Raw genomic sequence first — 16,487 nt, forward strand, 5'->3', positions numbered from 1 at the left:
GCGGGCAGCTTAACCCCGCCGGACGCGCCGCCCCGTTGCATCGTTCACCTTGCCAACGGAGTGTCCAATGAAAACGCTACTGTCTGCCCTCGTTCTCGCTGCCCTGTCCTGCGCTACGCTCGCCCGCGCCGGCGACTTCGTCGATCTGCGCGTGATCGACCGTGATACCGGCACGACCCTGCCCACCTACGCTCGCGACGGAAAAATCTTCGTCGCCGGCATGCCGGGCCATCGCTACAGCGTGCGCATCGCCAACCGCATCGGTGAACGCGTGCTCGCCGTGCTTTCGGTCGACGGCGTCAACGCGGTCACCGGCCAGACCGCGAGCCCCGACCAGTCCGGCTACGTGCTCGATGCCTACCAGAGCACCGACGTTGCCGGCTGGCGCAAGAGCGCGGACGAAGTCGCCCAGTTCAACTTCACCGCGCTATCCGGCAGCTACGCTGCGAAGACCGGACGCCCCGACAACGTCGGCGTGATCGGCGTTGCCGTGTTCCGCGAGAAGCCGCTCGATCTGCCCTGGCGCGAAGGCAAGATCGCGAGCGCGCCGCTGGCCGACCGTTACGTGCCGCCGGCGCCGCCCGCTCAGCCTGCATCGCCGACCTCTGCGCCCGCCTCCGTGCCACCCGGCGCGGCCGAAGCCGAGACTGCGGCCAAGTCGGCCGCCTCCGGCGGCGCAATGGCCCGCGCGGAATCTTCTGCCGATTCATCCGTCGCGCGCATGCGCAAGCCCGAGGAATCCCTCGGCACCGGCCACGGCGCGCGCGAAGCCTCGCATGTGAGCTGGACGCAATTTGCGCGCGCAAGTTCGCAGCCGAACGAAGTGGTCTCGGTGTGGTACGACAGCTACAACAACCTCGTCGCGCGCGGCGTGATTCCGCAGCCGCCCCCGCCGCGGCGTTTCGTCGAACCGCAGGCATTTCCCGGCGGCTTCGTGCCGGACCCGAGGAGCTGAACCCGGCGGCACGGCAACCGAAAAGCCTTTCATGCACCGAAACGGGAGGGGATAATGGCGTTTCCTTCCGTTTCGCATCGCCTTCGTGCGCGGCGACCCCAGCGAGCCGCCATGTCCGATTCTTCCACCGCACCCACCACTACCTTCCGCGACCTCGGTCTGCGCGAGGAACTGCTCAAGGTCCTCACCAGCCTCGGCTACGAATCACCCTCGCCGATCCAGGCGGCGACGATTCCGCCCCTGATCGAAGGCCGTGACGTGCTCGGCCAGGCGCAGACCGGCACGGGCAAGACCGCCGCGTTCGCGCTGCCGATCCTGCAGCGCCTCGATCTGCACAAGAGCAAGCCGCAGGCGCTGATCCTCGCGCCGACGCGCGAACTCGCGATTCAGGTCGCCGAAGCGCTGCAGCGCTACGCGCAGCACCTGCCGGGTTTCCACGTGCTGCCGATCTACGGCGGCCAGGCCTATGGCCCACAGCTCAGCGGCCTGCGCCGCGGCGCGCACGTCGTCGTCGGCACGCCGGGGCGCGTGATCGATCACCTCGAGCGTGGCTCGCTCGATCTGTCGCAGCTGACCACGCTCGTGCTCGACGAGGCCGACGAAATGCTGCGCATGGGTTTCATCGACGACGTCGAAGCGGTGCTGAAGAAAACGCCGCCGACGCGCCAAATCGCGCTGTTCTCGGCGACGATGCCGAGCCAGATCAAGCGCATCGCGCAAACCTACCTGCGCGATCCGGTCGAGGTGAAGATCGCGTCGAAAACGACGACCGCGGCGAACATCCGCCAGCGCTACTGGCTGGTCAGCGGCGTGCAGAAACTGGATGCGCTGACGCGCATCCTCGAAGCCGAGCCGTTCGACGCGATGATCGTGTTCGCACGCACCAAGCAGGCCACCGAGGAACTCGCCGAACGCCTGCAGGCGCGCGGTTTCAGCGCCGCGGCGATCAACGGCGACATCGTCCAGGCGCAGCGCGAGCGTACGATCCAGCAGCTCAAGGACGGCAAGATCGATATCCTCGTCGCCACCGACGTCGCCGCGCGCGGACTCGACGTCGAGCGCATCAGCCATGTGCTCAACTACGACATCCCGAACGACACTGAGCCTTACGTGCACCGCATCGGCCGCACCGGCCGCGCAGGCCGTAGCGGCGAGGCGATCCTGTTCGTCGCGCCGCGCGAGCGCGGCATGCTGCGCGCGATCGAGCGCGCGACGCGGCAGACGATCGAGCCGATGCAGCTGCCGTCGGTCGAGACGGTCAACGAGGCGCGCGTGGGCAAGTTCAAGGACCGCATCACCAGCGCGCTCGCCGCCGACGGCCTCGCCGTGTTCCGCAACGTCATCGAAGCCTACGAACGCGAGCACAACGTGCCGGCGATCGAGATCGCCTCCGCGCTCGCGCGCCTCGCCCAGGGCGACAAGTCGCTGTTGCTCGATGCAAAGCCGAAATTCGAGCCGCGCGAATTTCCCCAGCGCGAATATCCCGCCAAGGACGCGCCGGCACACAAACCGCGCCCACGCCGCGAGGAACGCACGCCGTTCGCCGCATCGCCGGGCAAGAGCGAATTCGACAAGGCGGCGAAGCCGGCCAAACACCACGACGAACATGAAAAACCCGCGCGCAAGCCGCGTAACGACGCGCCGCGCGAAAGGCCACGCGAACGCGCGCAGGAACACGGCATGGAAACCTTCCGCGTCGAAGTCGGTCACACGCACGGCGTCAAGCCGAACAACCTCGTCGGCGCGATCGCGAACGAAGCCGGGCTCGACTCGAAACACATCGGCCGCATCGATATCCGCGACGATCACAGCCTGATCGACCTGCCCGAGGGCATGCCGGCGGAATTGCTCGCCCACCTGAAGAAAGTCTGGGTGGCCGGGCAGCGGCTGCGGATCAGCCGCGATACGGGGAAGCCGGAGCCCGCCAGTCCGCACGCGCATCATGCGGGGAACAAGCCGCCGAGGAAGAAGCGGTTTTGATTTTTCGCTCGTCACTCCTGCTTTCGCGGGAATGACGACAAAGAGCGCTCTCAACCGCGCATCAACGTCGATTTGCCGAACAGGCTTTCGACAAGATCGACAGCGAGCTTGCCGGTCTGGTTGCGCTTGTCGAACGCGGGATTCAATTCGACGATGTCGAGCGAACCGAGGCGTCCGGTGTCGGCGATCATCTCCATGACGAGTTGCGCCTCGCGATAGTCCGGGCCGCCGCGCACGCGCGTGCCGACACCAGGGGCGATCGCCGGATCGAGGAAGTCGACGTCGAAGCTGACGTGGATGTGCGTCTTCGCATCGACGCCGTCGAGCGCTTCCTCCATCGCGCGCTTGATGCCGATCTCGTCGATGTAGCGCATGTCGTAGATGTCGAGGCCGACGTCGTGCACGAGTTTCTTCTCGCCCGCATCGACCGAACGGATGCCGATTTGGCGGATCGCGTCCTTGTCTAGCATCGGCGCCGCGCCGGCGAGCGTGGTCAGCTCATGCGGACCGTAGCCGCACAGGCAGGACACGGGCATGCCGTGGATGTTGCCCGACGGCGTGATCGCCGAGGTGTTGAAGTCGGCGTGGGCGTCGAGCCAGAGCACGCGCAGCTTCCTGCTGTTCTCGCGGCAGTGGCGTGCGACCGCACCGATCGTGCCGATCGCGAGGCAATGATCGCCGCCGAGCAGAATCGGCAGGCGGTCGATTGCGAGCTCCGCCGCAACCGCCTGCATCACCGCGCGGTTCCATTCGACGACTTCCGGCAGATGGCGATAGCCCGCGCGCGGCGGCTGCCATGGATTGAACGGACCGGCGACGTTGCCGCGGTCGATCACGTCGAGTCCGCGCTTGCGCAGGGCCTCGGCGATGCCGGCGACGCGCAGCGCCTCGGGGCCCATCGACGCGCCGCGATGACCGGCGCCGATATCGGTTGGTGCGCCGATCAAGGAAACGGGGGTGAAGTTCTGCATACAGTGAATCCGGCTGGCCCCGGCACAGCTGGAAACGGGGCGGTCGCCGCGACGGATGGCGGGACGCGAGCACATTTTACTTCGGTCCGCCGTCGCATGTTCTTTGGCGCTTGCGTGCTATGCTCGGAACGAAACATGACGGTGTCTGCCTTCTGGCAAAACCGTCGTTTTGTCCACTCGTCAGGAGCCGAAACCATGAGCGGTTTGATCGACAACATCCTTGGCCACCTCGACAGCAACCAGATCGGCGCGATCGCCAATCAGCTCGGCACCGATCCTGCCACGGCACAGGCCGCGATCGAGCAGGCGCTGCCGCTGATCGTCGGCGGCATGGCGAAGAACGCGAGCACGCCCGAAGGCGCCGATGCGCTGCACAACGCATTGAGCAATCACGCCGGCGGCAACGTCGGCGACATCCTCGGCAGCATGCTCGGCGGTAGCGCGGGACAGGCCGGCGGTGGCGGACTCGGTTCCATCCTCGGCAGCGTACTTGGCGGTGGCCAGCAAGGCGGCGGCGGACTCGGCTCGATCCTCGGCAGCGTGCTCGGCGGCGGGGGCCAACAAGCCGGCGGCGGCATCGATCCGGGTATCGGCGGCGCGATTCTCGGCCATGTCTTCGGCAACAACGTCAACGCGGCGAATCAGGGCCTCGGCCAGACCACCGGCCTCGGTACGCAGGGCGCGGGACAGTTGATGGCGATCCTCGCGCCGATCGTGATGAGCGTGCTTGCCAACCAGACGCGCAGCCAGGGACTTTCGCCCGGCGGCCTCGGCAGCGTGCTCGCCCAGCAGACGCAGACGACGCAGCAGCAAGGCGGCGTCACCGGCGGCCTGCTCAACGCCGTGCTCGACCACAACGGCGACGGCCACATCGATCTGTCCGAAATGATGGCCGCGGCCGGCGGCTTGATGGGCGCGCTCGGCGGCCGGCGTCAGGTCTGAGCCTGCGTTCGCTGCGGGGAAAGGACGGGCGCACGGCGCCCGTCTTTCGTTTGCGCGAAACGATCGCGGCGAATCGGTTCCGTCGAAGTGGCTCTGGAACCGCGTGACGATTCTGCTAGGGTTTCGCCATGACCCGCGCACCTGCCGATGCCGTCGATGAATTGTCCGCCGCGCTGCGCCGCGACGGCTACGCGTTCGTCGCGCATGCGCGCATGCGCGAGTTGCTCGATACGGTCGGCACGCTCGACGACTGGCCCGCGTTCGCGGCAAGCTGGAACGACCTCGCACTCGACACCTATCTCGCCGACTTTGGCCGCTATCGCCGCCGCCGACATGCGGTGTTCCGTATCGAGCGCGATGGCGCGATCGTGCGCGAAGCGCACCAGCCGCACTGGCAGAGCCGCGAGTACAACGCGCTGCAAGGCGGTATCGAACGCTGGTTCGAACCGCTGGAAAACTCCATCGTTTCAGGCGCCAGCCTGCAAACGACCCTGCGTTTATCTCTTGCTCTTTTCGGTACGCTCGCGCCCGAAGTGAAAAGCTGGCGCAGCGAAGTCCACCAGTTCCGCATCGAAGCGCGCCCCGACGAACCCGGCCAACCGACGCCCGAAGGCGTGCATCGCGACGGCGTCGACTACGTCCTCGTGCTGCTCGTCGACCGCGTCAACATCGCCAGCGGCACGACGACGATCCACCTCGCGGGCACGCGCGAACTGCTCGGCAGTTTCACTCTGACCAAGCCGCTCGATGCGGCGCTGGTCGACGACGCACGCGTGTTCCACGGTGTCACCCCAGTCGAGCCTCTCGACCCGGCGCAGCCCGCGCATCGCGACGTGCTCGTGGTGACGTTCAAGCGCGCGCAGCGTTCCTGAAAGGACTGAAAGGGAAGCAAAAGCAGGCCGTGCTATAGTCCCGCGAAACTCAGCAACGAAGCGGTGCGCAAGGCATCGCTCCCGGGAAAGACCGCATGTCGTCGAACAAAGCCAACGATCTCAAGCAAGCCGCCCTCGACTATCACCGCGCACTGCCGTACGGCAAGATCAAGGTCTCGCCGACCAAGCCGATGGTGACGCAGCGCGACCTGTCGTTGGCCTATTCTCCCGGTGTCGCGGCAGCCTGCGAAGCGATCGTTGCCGATCCTTCCGAAGCGTCCAGGGTCACCGCGCGCGGCAACCTCGTCGCCGTGATCACGAACGGCACCGCGGTGCTCGGCCTCGGCGCGATCGGCCCGCTCGCAGCCAAGCCCGTCATGGAAGGCAAGGGTGTGCTGTTCCAGAAGTTCGCCGGCATCGACGTGTTCGACATTGAGATCGACGAGCGCGATCCGGACAAGCTGGTCGATATCATCGCCGCACTGGAGCCGACTTTCGGCGGCATCAATCTCGAGGACATCAAGGCGCCGGAATGCTTCGAGGTCGAGCGCAAGCTGCGCGAGCGCGTGAAGATTCCGGTGTTCCACGATGACCAGCACGGCACCGCGATCATAGTTGGCGTCGCCGTGATCAACGCGCTGCACATCATCGGCAAGAAGATCGGCGAGGTGAGGCTCGCCGCCTCGGGCGCGGGCGCGGCCGGCATCGCCTGCCTCGACATGCTCGTGCGCCTCGGCGTGAAGCCGGAGAACATCCTGGTCAACGACAAGGACGGCGTGCTCTACCAGGGTCGGCCCGGGCTGTGCGGCGAGCTCGAGCGCTATGCGCGCGAGACGAGCGCGCGCACGCTCGGCGACATCGTCAACGGCGCCGACATCTTTCTCGGCGTCTCCGCGGGCGGCGTGCTGACCCAGGACATGGTCAAGACGATGGCCGGCCAGCCGGTCATCCTCGCGCTCGCAAATCCGACGCCGGAGATCCTGCCGGAACTGGCCAAGGAAGTGCGCCCCGACGCGATCATCGCGACCGGACGCTCGGACTATCCGAACCAGGTCAACAACGCGCTGTGCTTCCCGTACATCTTCCGCGGCGCGCTCGACGTCGGCGCGACGACGATCAACGCGCAGATGGAAGTGGCGAGCGTGCATGCGATTGCCGAACTCGCGCGGCGCGAGACCTCCGACGTGGCCGAGCGCGCCTACGGCCTCGGCGATGCGCACCTGACCTTCGGCCCCGAATACCTGATCCCGCAGCCGTTCGATCCGCGCCTGCTCGTCTCGGTTGCGCCGGCGGTAGCGCGCGCGGCGATGGAGTCGGGCGTGGCGACGCAGCCGATCACCGACCTGCGCGCCTACACCGAGAAACTCTCGCAATTCGTGTTCCGCACGACGACGCTGATGAAGCCGCTGTTCGAGCGCGCGCGCGCCGACATCAAACGCATCGCCTTCGCCGAGGGCGAGGAAGACACGGTGCTGCGCGCGGTACAGGTGATCGTCGACGAGGGCCTCGCAAAACCGATCCTGATCGGCCGCCCCGCGGTGATCGAAAAACGCATCAAGCGCCTCGGCTTGCGCATCCGTGCGGGCGAGCACTTCGAGCTGACCAACGTCGACGACGATCCGCGCTACGACGAATACTGGAACTACTACCACAAGCTCAATGCGCGCCGCGGCACGACGCCGGCGCTGGCCAAGGCGATGATCCGCACGCGCGTCACCCTGATCGCGGCGATCATGGTTGCGCGCGGCGAGGCCGACGGCATGATCACCGGCCTTGTCGGCACCTACCAGTCCAAGCTCAACTACATCCGCAACGTGTTGCCGCTGGACCCGAATGTCTGCGCGCCGGCGGCAATGACCGGCGTGCAGAACGACCGCGGCGCATTCTTCTTCATCGACACGCACGTGCAACCGGATCCGACGGCGGAGCAATTGGCCGAAGCGACGCTGCAGGGTGTGCTGCGCCTGAAGATGTTCGGCATCAAACCGCGCGTGGCCCTGTTGTCCCACTCCAACTTCGGCGGCTACGCGACACCAAGTTCGCTGAAGATGCGCAAGGTGTTGGAGCTCGTGCGTGCCGCCGATCCGACCCTCGAGATCGACGGCGAGATGCAGGCCGATACGGCGCTCAACGAAGCGGTGCGCGCGCGCATCTTCCCCGAGTCGACCCTGACCGGCATGGCCAATGTCTTCGTTTGCCCGAACATGGACGCAGCGAACATCGCCTACAACCTCGTGCGTCACATGACCGAGGGCGTGGCGATCGGACCGATCCTCATGGGCATCTCCAAACCCGCGCACATCCTCACGCCGGTCTCGACCGTGCGCCGCGTGGTCAACATGACCGCGGTGGCCTGCGTCGAAGCGCAGATCCGCGCGCAGCTCGAAAACGCACAGTCGGGAAAACTGGCATAACCGGCATTCCCGGTGCAGTCATCGATTTCTTCCGGAGAAAGACGCCATGAACTGCAAACACAAAATCGCAACGATCGCCGCCGCGCTCATGCTGACCTGCATCGTGCCGGCGCTGCACGCGGATGACGCGCCGAAAGTCCAGCGCCAGATCCTGCTCAAGGACGACCTGAGCATCGCTGGCCACGAAGGCCTGATGGTGCGCGTTGAAATCCCGCCCGGCGTAGCCGAGGGTTATCACACCCATCCAGCCGACGTGTTTGCGTTCATTCTCGAAGGCGAAGTCGTGCAGGAAGTCGCCGGCAAACCGACGGTCACACTCAAGGCCGGCGACGTGTTCCACGTGCCGGCGGGCGCGGTGCATCAGGCGACCAACAAGGGCAGCGTGCCGGCAAGGATCGCGGTCGTGTTCGTAGCCGAGAAAGGCAAACCGCTGACCACGCCGGTCAAGTGATTTCTGCTGACATCTATCGGGTCGAGCGCAAAGGCAACGCTCAGCGCTTTTCGGCAGTGGCGATATAACCTGCAATCGGGCTGTCCGCCTCGAGGCGCAGCACGATGTCCTCGAATGTGCAATCGGCAAAGCCTGCCTCGCGGCACAGACTTGCGATCGATGCGCGCGAGTGCGCGTAACGCCCACTCGCGCGCAGCCGCAGCGCGCCTTCGTCGGCACGCGTTTCCTCGCAGGAAAAGATCAGCATCCCACCCGGGCGCAGGGCGCGAAAAGCGGCCGGGATGAGATCGGACAAGTCGCCGACGTAGATGAACACGTCACAAGCGGCGATGCAGTCGTAGCGCGCCGCCTGCGTGTCACGCAATTCTGCGAGCGCATCGCCCTGGCGCAGTTCGGCGTAGAGTCCCAGCGGCACCGCTTGATCGAGCATCCGCGCCGAGAGATCGACGCCGACCAACTCGCCGTCGAGACGACCAAGGCAGAGGCCGAGCAAACCGGTGCCGCAACCGAGATCGAGCAGGTCGAGCCTGCGCTGCGGATGGCGGCCGAGCACGATGTCGGCGACGCGATGCGGCACACGATATTGCAGGCGTCCGACCAGATGCTTCTCGAAGCGCTCGGCAAGGCCGTCGAACAACTCGGCAACGAGCGCGGCCGGCTGCGCGCGCGGCGTCTCGCCGCGCGCCACGGCCTCACGAAATCGTCGAACGTCCTCGTCGGAGTGGTCGGCTTGGCCGGTCATGCGGCGGCGAATGTATCACGCCGATGCTCCGCGAAATAAGCCGATGGATGGCTGGTCAGCCACACTCCGCGACGGCGATGAAACCGGGAATCGCCGTCTGCTTTTCCTGGCGCAGGTCGATGTCTTCGAAAGCGAGTTGCGCACAACCCGCCTCGCGGCACAGCCGCTCGATGTAGGCGCGTGAATGCGCATAACGCTTGCTCGGGCGCAACACGAAACCGCGCCCGTCGTCGACCGCGGTCTCGCAGGAGAAGATCAACTGGCCGCCGCGGCGCAGAACCCGGAAACAGTCTGCGACGATCTCCACGATGTCGCCGACATAGATGAACACGTCGTTGGCGATCACGCAGTCGTACGAATCCGCCGCGGATCTTTGCAGCTCTGCGCGCAGATCATCATGGACAAAGCGAGTGTAGATCGCGTGCCGCCGCGCCTGCTCGATCATGCCTGCGGACAGGTCGACGCCGACCAGACTGCCTTTCACGCCGCCGAGATAGACTCCGGTCAAGCCGGTGCCGCAACCTAGATCAAGCACGTCGATGCGCAGATCGGGATGTCGCTCGCGCAGCATCTCGGCCACGCGCTTGGGAACGCGATACTTAAGCGCGCCGACCAGATGCTTGTCGAAGCGCTTGGAGTAGTCGTCGAACAGCGCCCGGGTCATCTCGTTGGGCTGCGTGCTGGGTGTTTCGCCGCGCGCCAGTGCGAGGTTGAAGCGGATCGTGGCATTGCCGGGTAACCGTTCGAGCGCATGCTCAAGGGCGTCGGCCGCCTCGTCATACCTATGCAATTGGATCAGGCACTCGCCAAGGCTGGCGAGGTCGACTGGATCATGCGCGCCGTGTTCGAACAGTTCGCGATACAGCGCTGCGGCGTCGGCATAACGCGCACTGTTGAATAGGCAAACGGCAAGCGCGCGTGTGATCTGCGCGTCCGGCCGCAGCGCGCTGGCGGCACGCAAGTGCCGCTCTGCGCTCGAATAGTTGCCGGCCTGATTGGCGACGGCGACGGCGGCCTCGAGCACCGCGAGATCGTTCGGCGCGAGTTCCACCGCCTTGTCGACTGTCTCGACAGCGTCTTCGTGAGCGTTCGCACGCGCGAGCGCCCTGCCGAGTTCAAGCTGCGGCACCACCCAGCGCGGCGTCAGCGCCGCGGCACGCCGCAGCGCCGCGATTTCGCGTTGCTGCTCGTTCAACGCACGCGCGAGCGTGGCTTCGACCAGACTCGCGCGCACGTCGTTCGGCACAGCGGCGAGAACCGCATCGAGCAGGCTGCCCGCACGGGCAAGATCGCCCGCGCGGATCGAGGCTTCGACGGCAACGAGTCGAGCAAGAATGGGGTCGGCAGCGGGCGCGCTCATCGATCAAGCTCACGTGGACAGCGGTCGATGCAGCGATGACACGGACAGGCAGGGATCATGCCCGGAACCATACCGCCCGGCGTGCCGCGACGCCAAGTTTTTTCCAGTTTCCGCAGGTGTCACGACAAGCGCGGTCGGTTAGACTTGCGTGCAGCGGCCAAACAATCAATCAGCGCTCGACGGGGCACTCGCGGAGGGAAAGACCATGAACAAACTCGACGACATCCTCAACCAGGACATCGACCCCACCGAAACCCGCGAGTGGACCGAATCGCTCGACGCGGTGATCGGCAGCGACGGCCCCGAACGCGCGCACTTCCTGCTCGAAAAGATGGTCGACGCGACGCGACGCGCCGGCGGCCACCTGCCGTTCCAGCCGACGACCGAATACATCAACACGATCCCGCCGCATCTGGAAGCGAAGAGCCCGGGCGACGCCGAGATGGAGTGGAAGATCCGCTGCCTCGTGCGCTGGAACGCGATGGCGATGGTCGTGCGCGCGAACCGCAAGCCGGGCGATCTCGGCGGCCACATCGCCAGCTTCGCCTCGAGCGCGACCCTGGTCGACGTCGGCTTCAACCATTTCTGGCGCGCACCGAGCGAGGACCATCCGGGCGATCTCGTTTTCCATCAGGGCCATGCGAGCCCGGGCGTGTACGCGCGCTCGTTCCTCGAAGGCCGCATCGGCGAGGATCAGATGGACCTGTTCCGCATGGAAGTCGCGGGCAAGGGCCGCGGCCTGTCCTCGTATCCGCATCCGTGGCTGATGCCGGACTACTGGCAGGCGCCGACCGTGTCGATGGGTCTGGGTCCGCTGCAGGCGATTTATCAGGCGCACGTGATGCGCTACCTGGAAAACCGCGGGCTGATTCCGAAGAGCGATCGCAAGGTGTGGTGCTTCATCGGCGACGGCGAATCGGATGAGCCGGAGACGCTCGGCGCGATCTCGCTTGCCGGCCGCGAAAAGCTCGACAACCTGATCTTCGTGCTCAACTGCAACCTGCAGCGTCTCGACGGCCCGGTGCGCGGCAACGGCAAGATCATCCAGGAACTCGAAGGCGTATTCCGCGGCGCGGGCTGGAACGTGCTCAAGCTGGTCTGGGGCAGCTATTGGGATCCGCTCCTCGCGCGCGACACCAAGGGCGTGCTGCGCAAGCTGATGATGGAAACGGTCGACGGCGAATACCAGGCGTGCAAGGCCTTCGGCGGCGCGTACACGCGCGAGCACTTCTTCGGCAAGTATCCGGAGACGGCCGAAATGGTGCGCAGCCTCTCCGACGACGACATCTGGCGCCTCAACCGCGGCGGCCACGATCCACACAAGGTCTACGCGGCCTATCACGAAGCGGTCAACACCCAGGGCATGCCGACCGTGATCCTGGCCAAGACGGTGAAGGGCTACGGCATGGGCGCGTCGGGTGAATCGCTCAATCCGACCCATCAGCAGAAGAAGCTCGACAACGAGGCCGTGCGTGCGTTCCGCGACCGCTTCCGCATTCCGATTCCGGACGACAAGGTCGATCAGGTCCCCTACTACCATCCGGGCAAAGATTCGCCGGAAGTGAAGTACATGCTCGAGCGCCGCGCTGCGCTCGGCGGCTTCCTGCCGCAGCGCCGGCGCAAGAGCACCTCGTTCGAGGCGCCGGCCCTGTCCGCGTTCGAGCAGATCACCAAAGGCACGGGCGACCGCGAAATCTCGACGACGATGGCGTTCGTGCGCGGCATCAACCTACTGCTGCGCGACAAGGGCCTCGGCCAGCGCATCGTGCCGATCGTCGCCGACGAGGCGCGCACGTTCGGCATGGAAGGCATGTTCCGCCAGATCGGCATCTATGCGCCGTTCGGGCAGAAGTATCGCCCGCAGGACGCCGACCAGCTCATGTACTACCGTGAAGACATCAAGGGCCAGGTGCTACAGGAAGGCATCAGCGAGCCCGGCGCGATGAGTGCGTGGATCGCCGCGGCGACGAGCTATTCGGTATCGAACGTGCCGATGTTGCCGTTCTACATCTACTACTCGATGTTCGGCTTCCAGCGCATCGGCGATCTGGCCTGGGCCGCGGGCGACATGCGCGCGCGCGGTTTCCTCGTCGGCGGCACCGCGGGCCGCACCACGCTCAACGGCGAAGGCCTGCAGCACGAGGATGGCCACAGCCACCTGTTCGCCGCCAACATCCCGAACTGCAAGGCCTACGACCCGACGTTCTCCTACGAAATCGCCGTGGTCATGCAGGACGGCGTGCGCCGCATGATGCAGGAGCAGGAAGACGTCTACTACTACGTCACCGTAATGAACGAGAACTACCCGCACCCGGATCTGCCGAAGGGCGCGGAGGAAGGCATCATCAAGGGCATGTACCTGTTCAAGGATGCCGGCAAGCCGAAGAAGAACGAGCCGCGCGTGCAACTGCTCGGCAGCGGCACAATCCTGCGCGAGGCGATCGCCGCGGCCGAACTGCTCGAGAAGGAATTCGGCGTGACCGCCGACATCTGGAGCTGCCCGAGCTTCTCCGAACTGCGCCGCGACGGCTATGACGCCGAGCGCTGGAATCGCCTGCATCCTGAGGACAAGCCGCGCCAAGCGTACGTGACGCAGTGTCTCGCCGACCGCGCCGGCCCCGCCGTCGCCGCGACCGACTACGTGCGCGAGTACGCCGACATGATCCGCGCCTTCATTCCCGACGGGAAAAAGTATACCTCGCTCGGATGCGACGGCTATGGCCGCAGCGACTCGCGCGAGAACCTGCGCCGCTTCTTCGAGGTCGACCGTTACTACATCGCCCAGGCGGCGATCGCCGCACTCGCCGCCGAAGGCAAGATGAGCGCCAAGGACGTCGCGCGCGCGATCAAGACCTGGAAGATCGACGCGGACAAGCCGAATCCGCTGACGGTGTGAACAGATGGAAACGCCCGGGGATGGCGTGAAGTCCACACATCCCCGCCGAATCGCCACAGCCTATCTTCCGCAGCGCCCGCACTATTGGTACGCGCGCTGCAAGCTTGCCATCGACCCGCTGTATGCGGCCGTCGGCGAGACGTTGCACGAGACCACGGCACCGCTGCTCGATCTCGGCTGCGGTATCGGTCTGCTCGCGCACACGCTGCGTGCGCGCGGTTTTGCCGGCAGCTATGCCGGCATCGACAACGACGCGAACAAGATCGCCGCCGCGCGCGCGGCGGCCGAACGTGCTGACTTGGGTGATGTCCGCTTCGCTTGCGTCGATCTCGCGTGCGAAACCCTTCCCGTCCACCGCGGCAGCGTCGCCTTGCTCGATGTACTGCAATACCTGTCGCCGCAGGCGGCGAGCGAACTGGTCGCAAGTGCGGCCGCCTGCATCGCGCCGGGCGCACGCCTGGTGATCCGCAGCGGCCTCGACGATGCCGACGCACGCACGCGCTTCACCCGCGCGATGGACGTGTTCTCGCGCCGGATCGGCTGGATGAACAGCGCACCGAAGCGCTATCCGACACGCGCGGGACTCGAAGGACTGTTGGCGCGTTGCGGTCTGAGCGCGAGCTTCGCGCCGCTGAGCGGACGCCTGCCGTTCAACAACTGGCTGATCGTCGGCGAAAGGATTTAAGCAGGCGACGATTGCTCGAAGGTCGAGTTCGCGCGCAAGAAGCGGAGTTCGCATGCGACGCCGGCGCGGCAAACTGCGCCCGAACCCACTCTTCGAGTAACAGCCATGCATTTCCGCATCCTCGGCCTCCCGGCCGGACCGTTCGCCGATCTGTTCGCTTTGCCCGACGCCGAGCTCGCGCAGCGCTGTGCCGTGCGGCGCAGCGTCGACGAAGATCATGGCTATCCGTGCCGCATCAGCCTGACCGATGCGAAGATCGGCGACGAGGTCATCCTCGTCAACTACGAGCACCTCGCCGTCGCCTCGCCTTACCGTTCACGCCATGCGATCTACGTACGCGAAGGCGAGGTCCGCTTCGATGCCATCGACACGGTGCCCGACATGCTGCGTCGGCGCCTGCTCTCGCTGCGTGGCTTCGACGGCGACGGCATGATGACTTCGGCCGACGTCGTCGAAGGCCGCGAACTCGAAGCGGCGATCGCGCACCAACTCGCCGACCCGCGCACCGCGTACCTGCATGCACATATCGCGCGGCCCGGCTGCTACGCCGCACGCATCGAACGCGCCTGAGAAGCGGTTCTGCCGCGAGCGCCGCGTGGGTACGCCACGCGCTCCCAAGTCCGTTATGCTTGTACGGTCTTTCGGGCAGCAGGGTGGGCGATGGAAGCAGCGCAGTGGCGCGCGGAGTGGCTCGGCTGGAACGGCAATGCACTGCGCTGGCGCATCGCCGGCGATCTCGCCGGGTTGCCGGCGACCGAGCTGACGCTCGACGGCGTCGCCTTCGCGCGCTTCGCCGCGGACGCTGCCGGTGAACGCGAATTTGAATTCGAGTTTCCGTGGTCACCGAGCGGCCACGACGAACTGCGTTTCGGCTTGGCCGTAACCGGGGCCGAGCCGGCGCTCGATCTGCTGCCAGGCTGGGAGGTTCGGCTCGGCTTACCTGCGGCACTGCCGGTCGCGTCGACGCCGACGCCAGTGCGCGGCCTTGCGGCGCTCGCCGGCACGCCGCGCCTGCCCGCCGCAGCGCTGGCCGAATTGCCCGGCGTCAGCGTCATCGTCCCCATCTACAATTCGCCACAAAGTGTACAAAGCTGCATCGCCTCGGTGCTGCGCCATTCGCCGAACGCGCGGCTGATCCTGATTGACGATGCGAGCACCGATGCGCGCATCGCGCCCATCCTCGACGACGCCGCGAAGCACCGGCAGGTGCATGTCCATCGCAACGAGCGCAACCGCGGCTACACCGGCAGCGTCAACATCGGCATGCGCCTCGCCGGCGGTGACGATGTCGTCCTGCTCAACAGCGATACCGAGGTCGGCCCGCGCTGGCTGGCCGCGCTGAAGATTGCCGCCTACGGTTCCGACGACATCGGCACGGTCACTGCCGTATCCGACAACGCCGGAGCGTTCAGCGTGCCCGAGCTGGAACGGCATTGCCCGATCCCCGCACGCTGGACACTCGCCCAGGCGCAACGCGCCGTGCTGCAGCAGGCCGGCACGCGCTATCCGCAACTGCCGACCGGCAACGGCTTCTGCATGTACGTCAAGCGCGTGCTGCTCGCGCGCATCGGGCCGATGGACGAGGCCGCGTTCCCGCAAGGCTACGGCGAGGAGAACGACTTCTGCCAACGTGGCGAACGCGCCGGTTATCGAAACATCATCGCCGGCAACGTGCTCGTGCATCACGAGCGCAGCGCGAGCTTCGGCGACGAACGCCGCGCCGCGCTCGGCGTGCAGGGCATGGCCGTGCTGCGCGAGCGCTACCCCGGCTACGAGGACGAAGTCGGCGCGACGCTGTGGAGTTTCGAGCGGCGTGTACTCGACTGGCGCGTGCGCCGCATCTACGCCGAAGGCGACACGACTTACGCGAAGCAGCCGCCGAAGCCGCGCCTGCTGCTCGCCGCCGACCCACAGGACGCGGGCACGGCCAAGCTGCTCGCGACCTTGTCGCGCAACCAGGAATGCTTTCTGCTGCGCAACGACGGCGACCGCGTCGGCCTGTACCGGCTCGAAGGCGCCACGTTCCATGCTCAGGATTCGGTCGAACTCGGCCACGACGCCGCCGCGCTAGCGCGCGTCGAAACGCGCCTGCGCGAATGGCTGGTCGGCTATGCGGTCGAGTCGGTGCACGCTCGCGGCAGCGCCGCGAGCGACCGTTGGCTCGCGACGATCGCTGCGGAATTCGACATTCCGACTTTGTGACGGTATTGATCTGTTTC

At 66.3% G+C, this 16,487-nt stretch carries 13 protein-coding genes; 10 read left to right on the forward strand and 3 right to left on the reverse strand.

The window, feature by feature from the left end:
- Window positions 1-67 precede the first annotated feature (67 nt).
- Window positions 68-955, forward strand: coding sequence for a hypothetical protein (locus F455_RS0102135; RefSeq protein ID WP_018971610.1), 888 nt, complete (start codon window positions 68-70; stop codon window positions 953-955).
- A gap of 111 nt (window positions 956-1,066) precedes the next feature.
- Complete coding sequence (locus tag F455_RS19435; protein WP_018971611.1) at window positions 1,067-2,935, forward strand: DEAD/DEAH box helicase; 1,869 nt, start codon at window positions 1,067-1,069, stop codon at window positions 2,933-2,935.
- Between the two features lie 50 nt (window positions 2,936-2,985).
- Here F455_RS19435 and rocF read toward each other — a convergent pair whose 3' ends face one another.
- Window positions 2,986-3,906 carry an arginase gene (gene rocF, locus F455_RS0102145; protein WP_018971612.1) on the reverse strand — a complete coding sequence of 307 codons (921 nt, stop codon included), beginning with the start codon at window positions 3,904-3,906 and terminating at the stop codon, window positions 2,986-2,988.
- Between the two features lie 195 nt (window positions 3,907-4,101).
- Between rocF and F455_RS0102150 the strand changes: the two genes are divergently transcribed.
- From F455_RS0102150 to F455_RS0102165, 4 genes are all read left to right on the forward strand, one after another.
- Window positions 4,102-4,848 carry a DUF937 domain-containing protein gene (locus tag F455_RS0102150; protein ID WP_018971613.1) on the forward strand — a complete coding sequence of 249 codons (747 nt, stop codon included), beginning with the start codon at window positions 4,102-4,104 and terminating at the stop codon, window positions 4,846-4,848.
- 128 nt (window positions 4,849-4,976) lie between these two features.
- Window positions 4,977-5,720: a 2OG-Fe dioxygenase family protein gene (locus F455_RS0102155; RefSeq protein WP_018971614.1), complete on the forward strand. Its 744-nt coding sequence runs from the start codon at window positions 4,977-4,979 to the stop codon at window positions 5,718-5,720.
- A 95-nt stretch (window positions 5,721-5,815) separates the two neighbouring features.
- Window positions 5,816-8,134, forward strand: a complete 2,319-nt coding sequence (locus tag F455_RS0102160; protein WP_018971615.1) for an NADP-dependent malic enzyme — start codon at window positions 5,816-5,818, stop codon at window positions 8,132-8,134.
- A 46-nt stretch (window positions 8,135-8,180) separates the two neighbouring features.
- A complete protein-coding gene (locus tag F455_RS0102165; RefSeq protein ID WP_018971616.1) occupies window positions 8,181-8,585 on the forward strand; it encodes a cupin domain-containing protein in 405 nt (134 codons plus the stop codon).
- Between the two features lie 40 nt (window positions 8,586-8,625).
- Here F455_RS0102165 and F455_RS19440 read toward each other — a convergent pair whose 3' ends face one another.
- Window positions 8,626-9,327 (reverse strand): class I SAM-dependent DNA methyltransferase, encoded by a 702-nt coding sequence (locus tag F455_RS19440; RefSeq protein WP_018971617.1) that lies wholly within the window; start codon window positions 9,325-9,327, stop codon window positions 8,626-8,628.
- A 55-nt stretch (window positions 9,328-9,382) separates the two neighbouring features.
- Window positions 9,383-10,687: a methyltransferase domain-containing protein gene (locus F455_RS19445; protein ID WP_018971618.1), complete on the reverse strand. Its 1,305-nt coding sequence runs from the start codon at window positions 10,685-10,687 to the stop codon at window positions 9,383-9,385.
- Between the two features lie 205 nt (window positions 10,688-10,892).
- On the opposite strand from F455_RS19445, the gene aceE reads away from it, so the two are divergent.
- The 4 genes from aceE to F455_RS0102195 all read left to right on the forward strand — a co-directional run bounded on the left by aceE (window position 10,893) and on the right by F455_RS0102195 (window position 16,470).
- Complete coding sequence (aceE, locus tag F455_RS0102180; protein WP_018971619.1) at window positions 10,893-13,583, forward strand: pyruvate dehydrogenase (acetyl-transferring), homodimeric type; 2,691 nt, start codon at window positions 10,893-10,895, stop codon at window positions 13,581-13,583.
- 4 nt (window positions 13,584-13,587) lie between these two features.
- On the forward strand, window positions 13,588-14,268 hold the full coding sequence (locus F455_RS0102185) for a class I SAM-dependent methyltransferase (RefSeq protein WP_018971620.1): 681 nt from the start codon (window positions 13,588-13,590) through the stop codon (window positions 14,266-14,268).
- A gap of 105 nt (window positions 14,269-14,373) precedes the next feature.
- Window positions 14,374-14,838, forward strand: a complete 465-nt coding sequence (locus tag F455_RS0102190) for a DUF1203 domain-containing protein (RefSeq protein WP_018971621.1) — start codon at window positions 14,374-14,376, stop codon at window positions 14,836-14,838.
- Between the two features lie 90 nt (window positions 14,839-14,928).
- Window positions 14,929-16,470 carry a glycosyltransferase family 2 protein gene (locus F455_RS0102195; protein WP_018971622.1) on the forward strand — a complete coding sequence of 514 codons (1,542 nt, stop codon included), beginning with the start codon at window positions 14,929-14,931 and terminating at the stop codon, window positions 16,468-16,470.
- The last annotated feature ends 17 nt before the right edge of the window (window positions 16,471-16,487 follow it).

It is taken from the genome of Rudaea cellulosilytica DSM 22992 (assembly GCF_000378125.1).
GTDB lineage: Bacteria > Pseudomonadota > Gammaproteobacteria > Xanthomonadales > Rhodanobacteraceae > Rudaea > Rudaea cellulosilytica.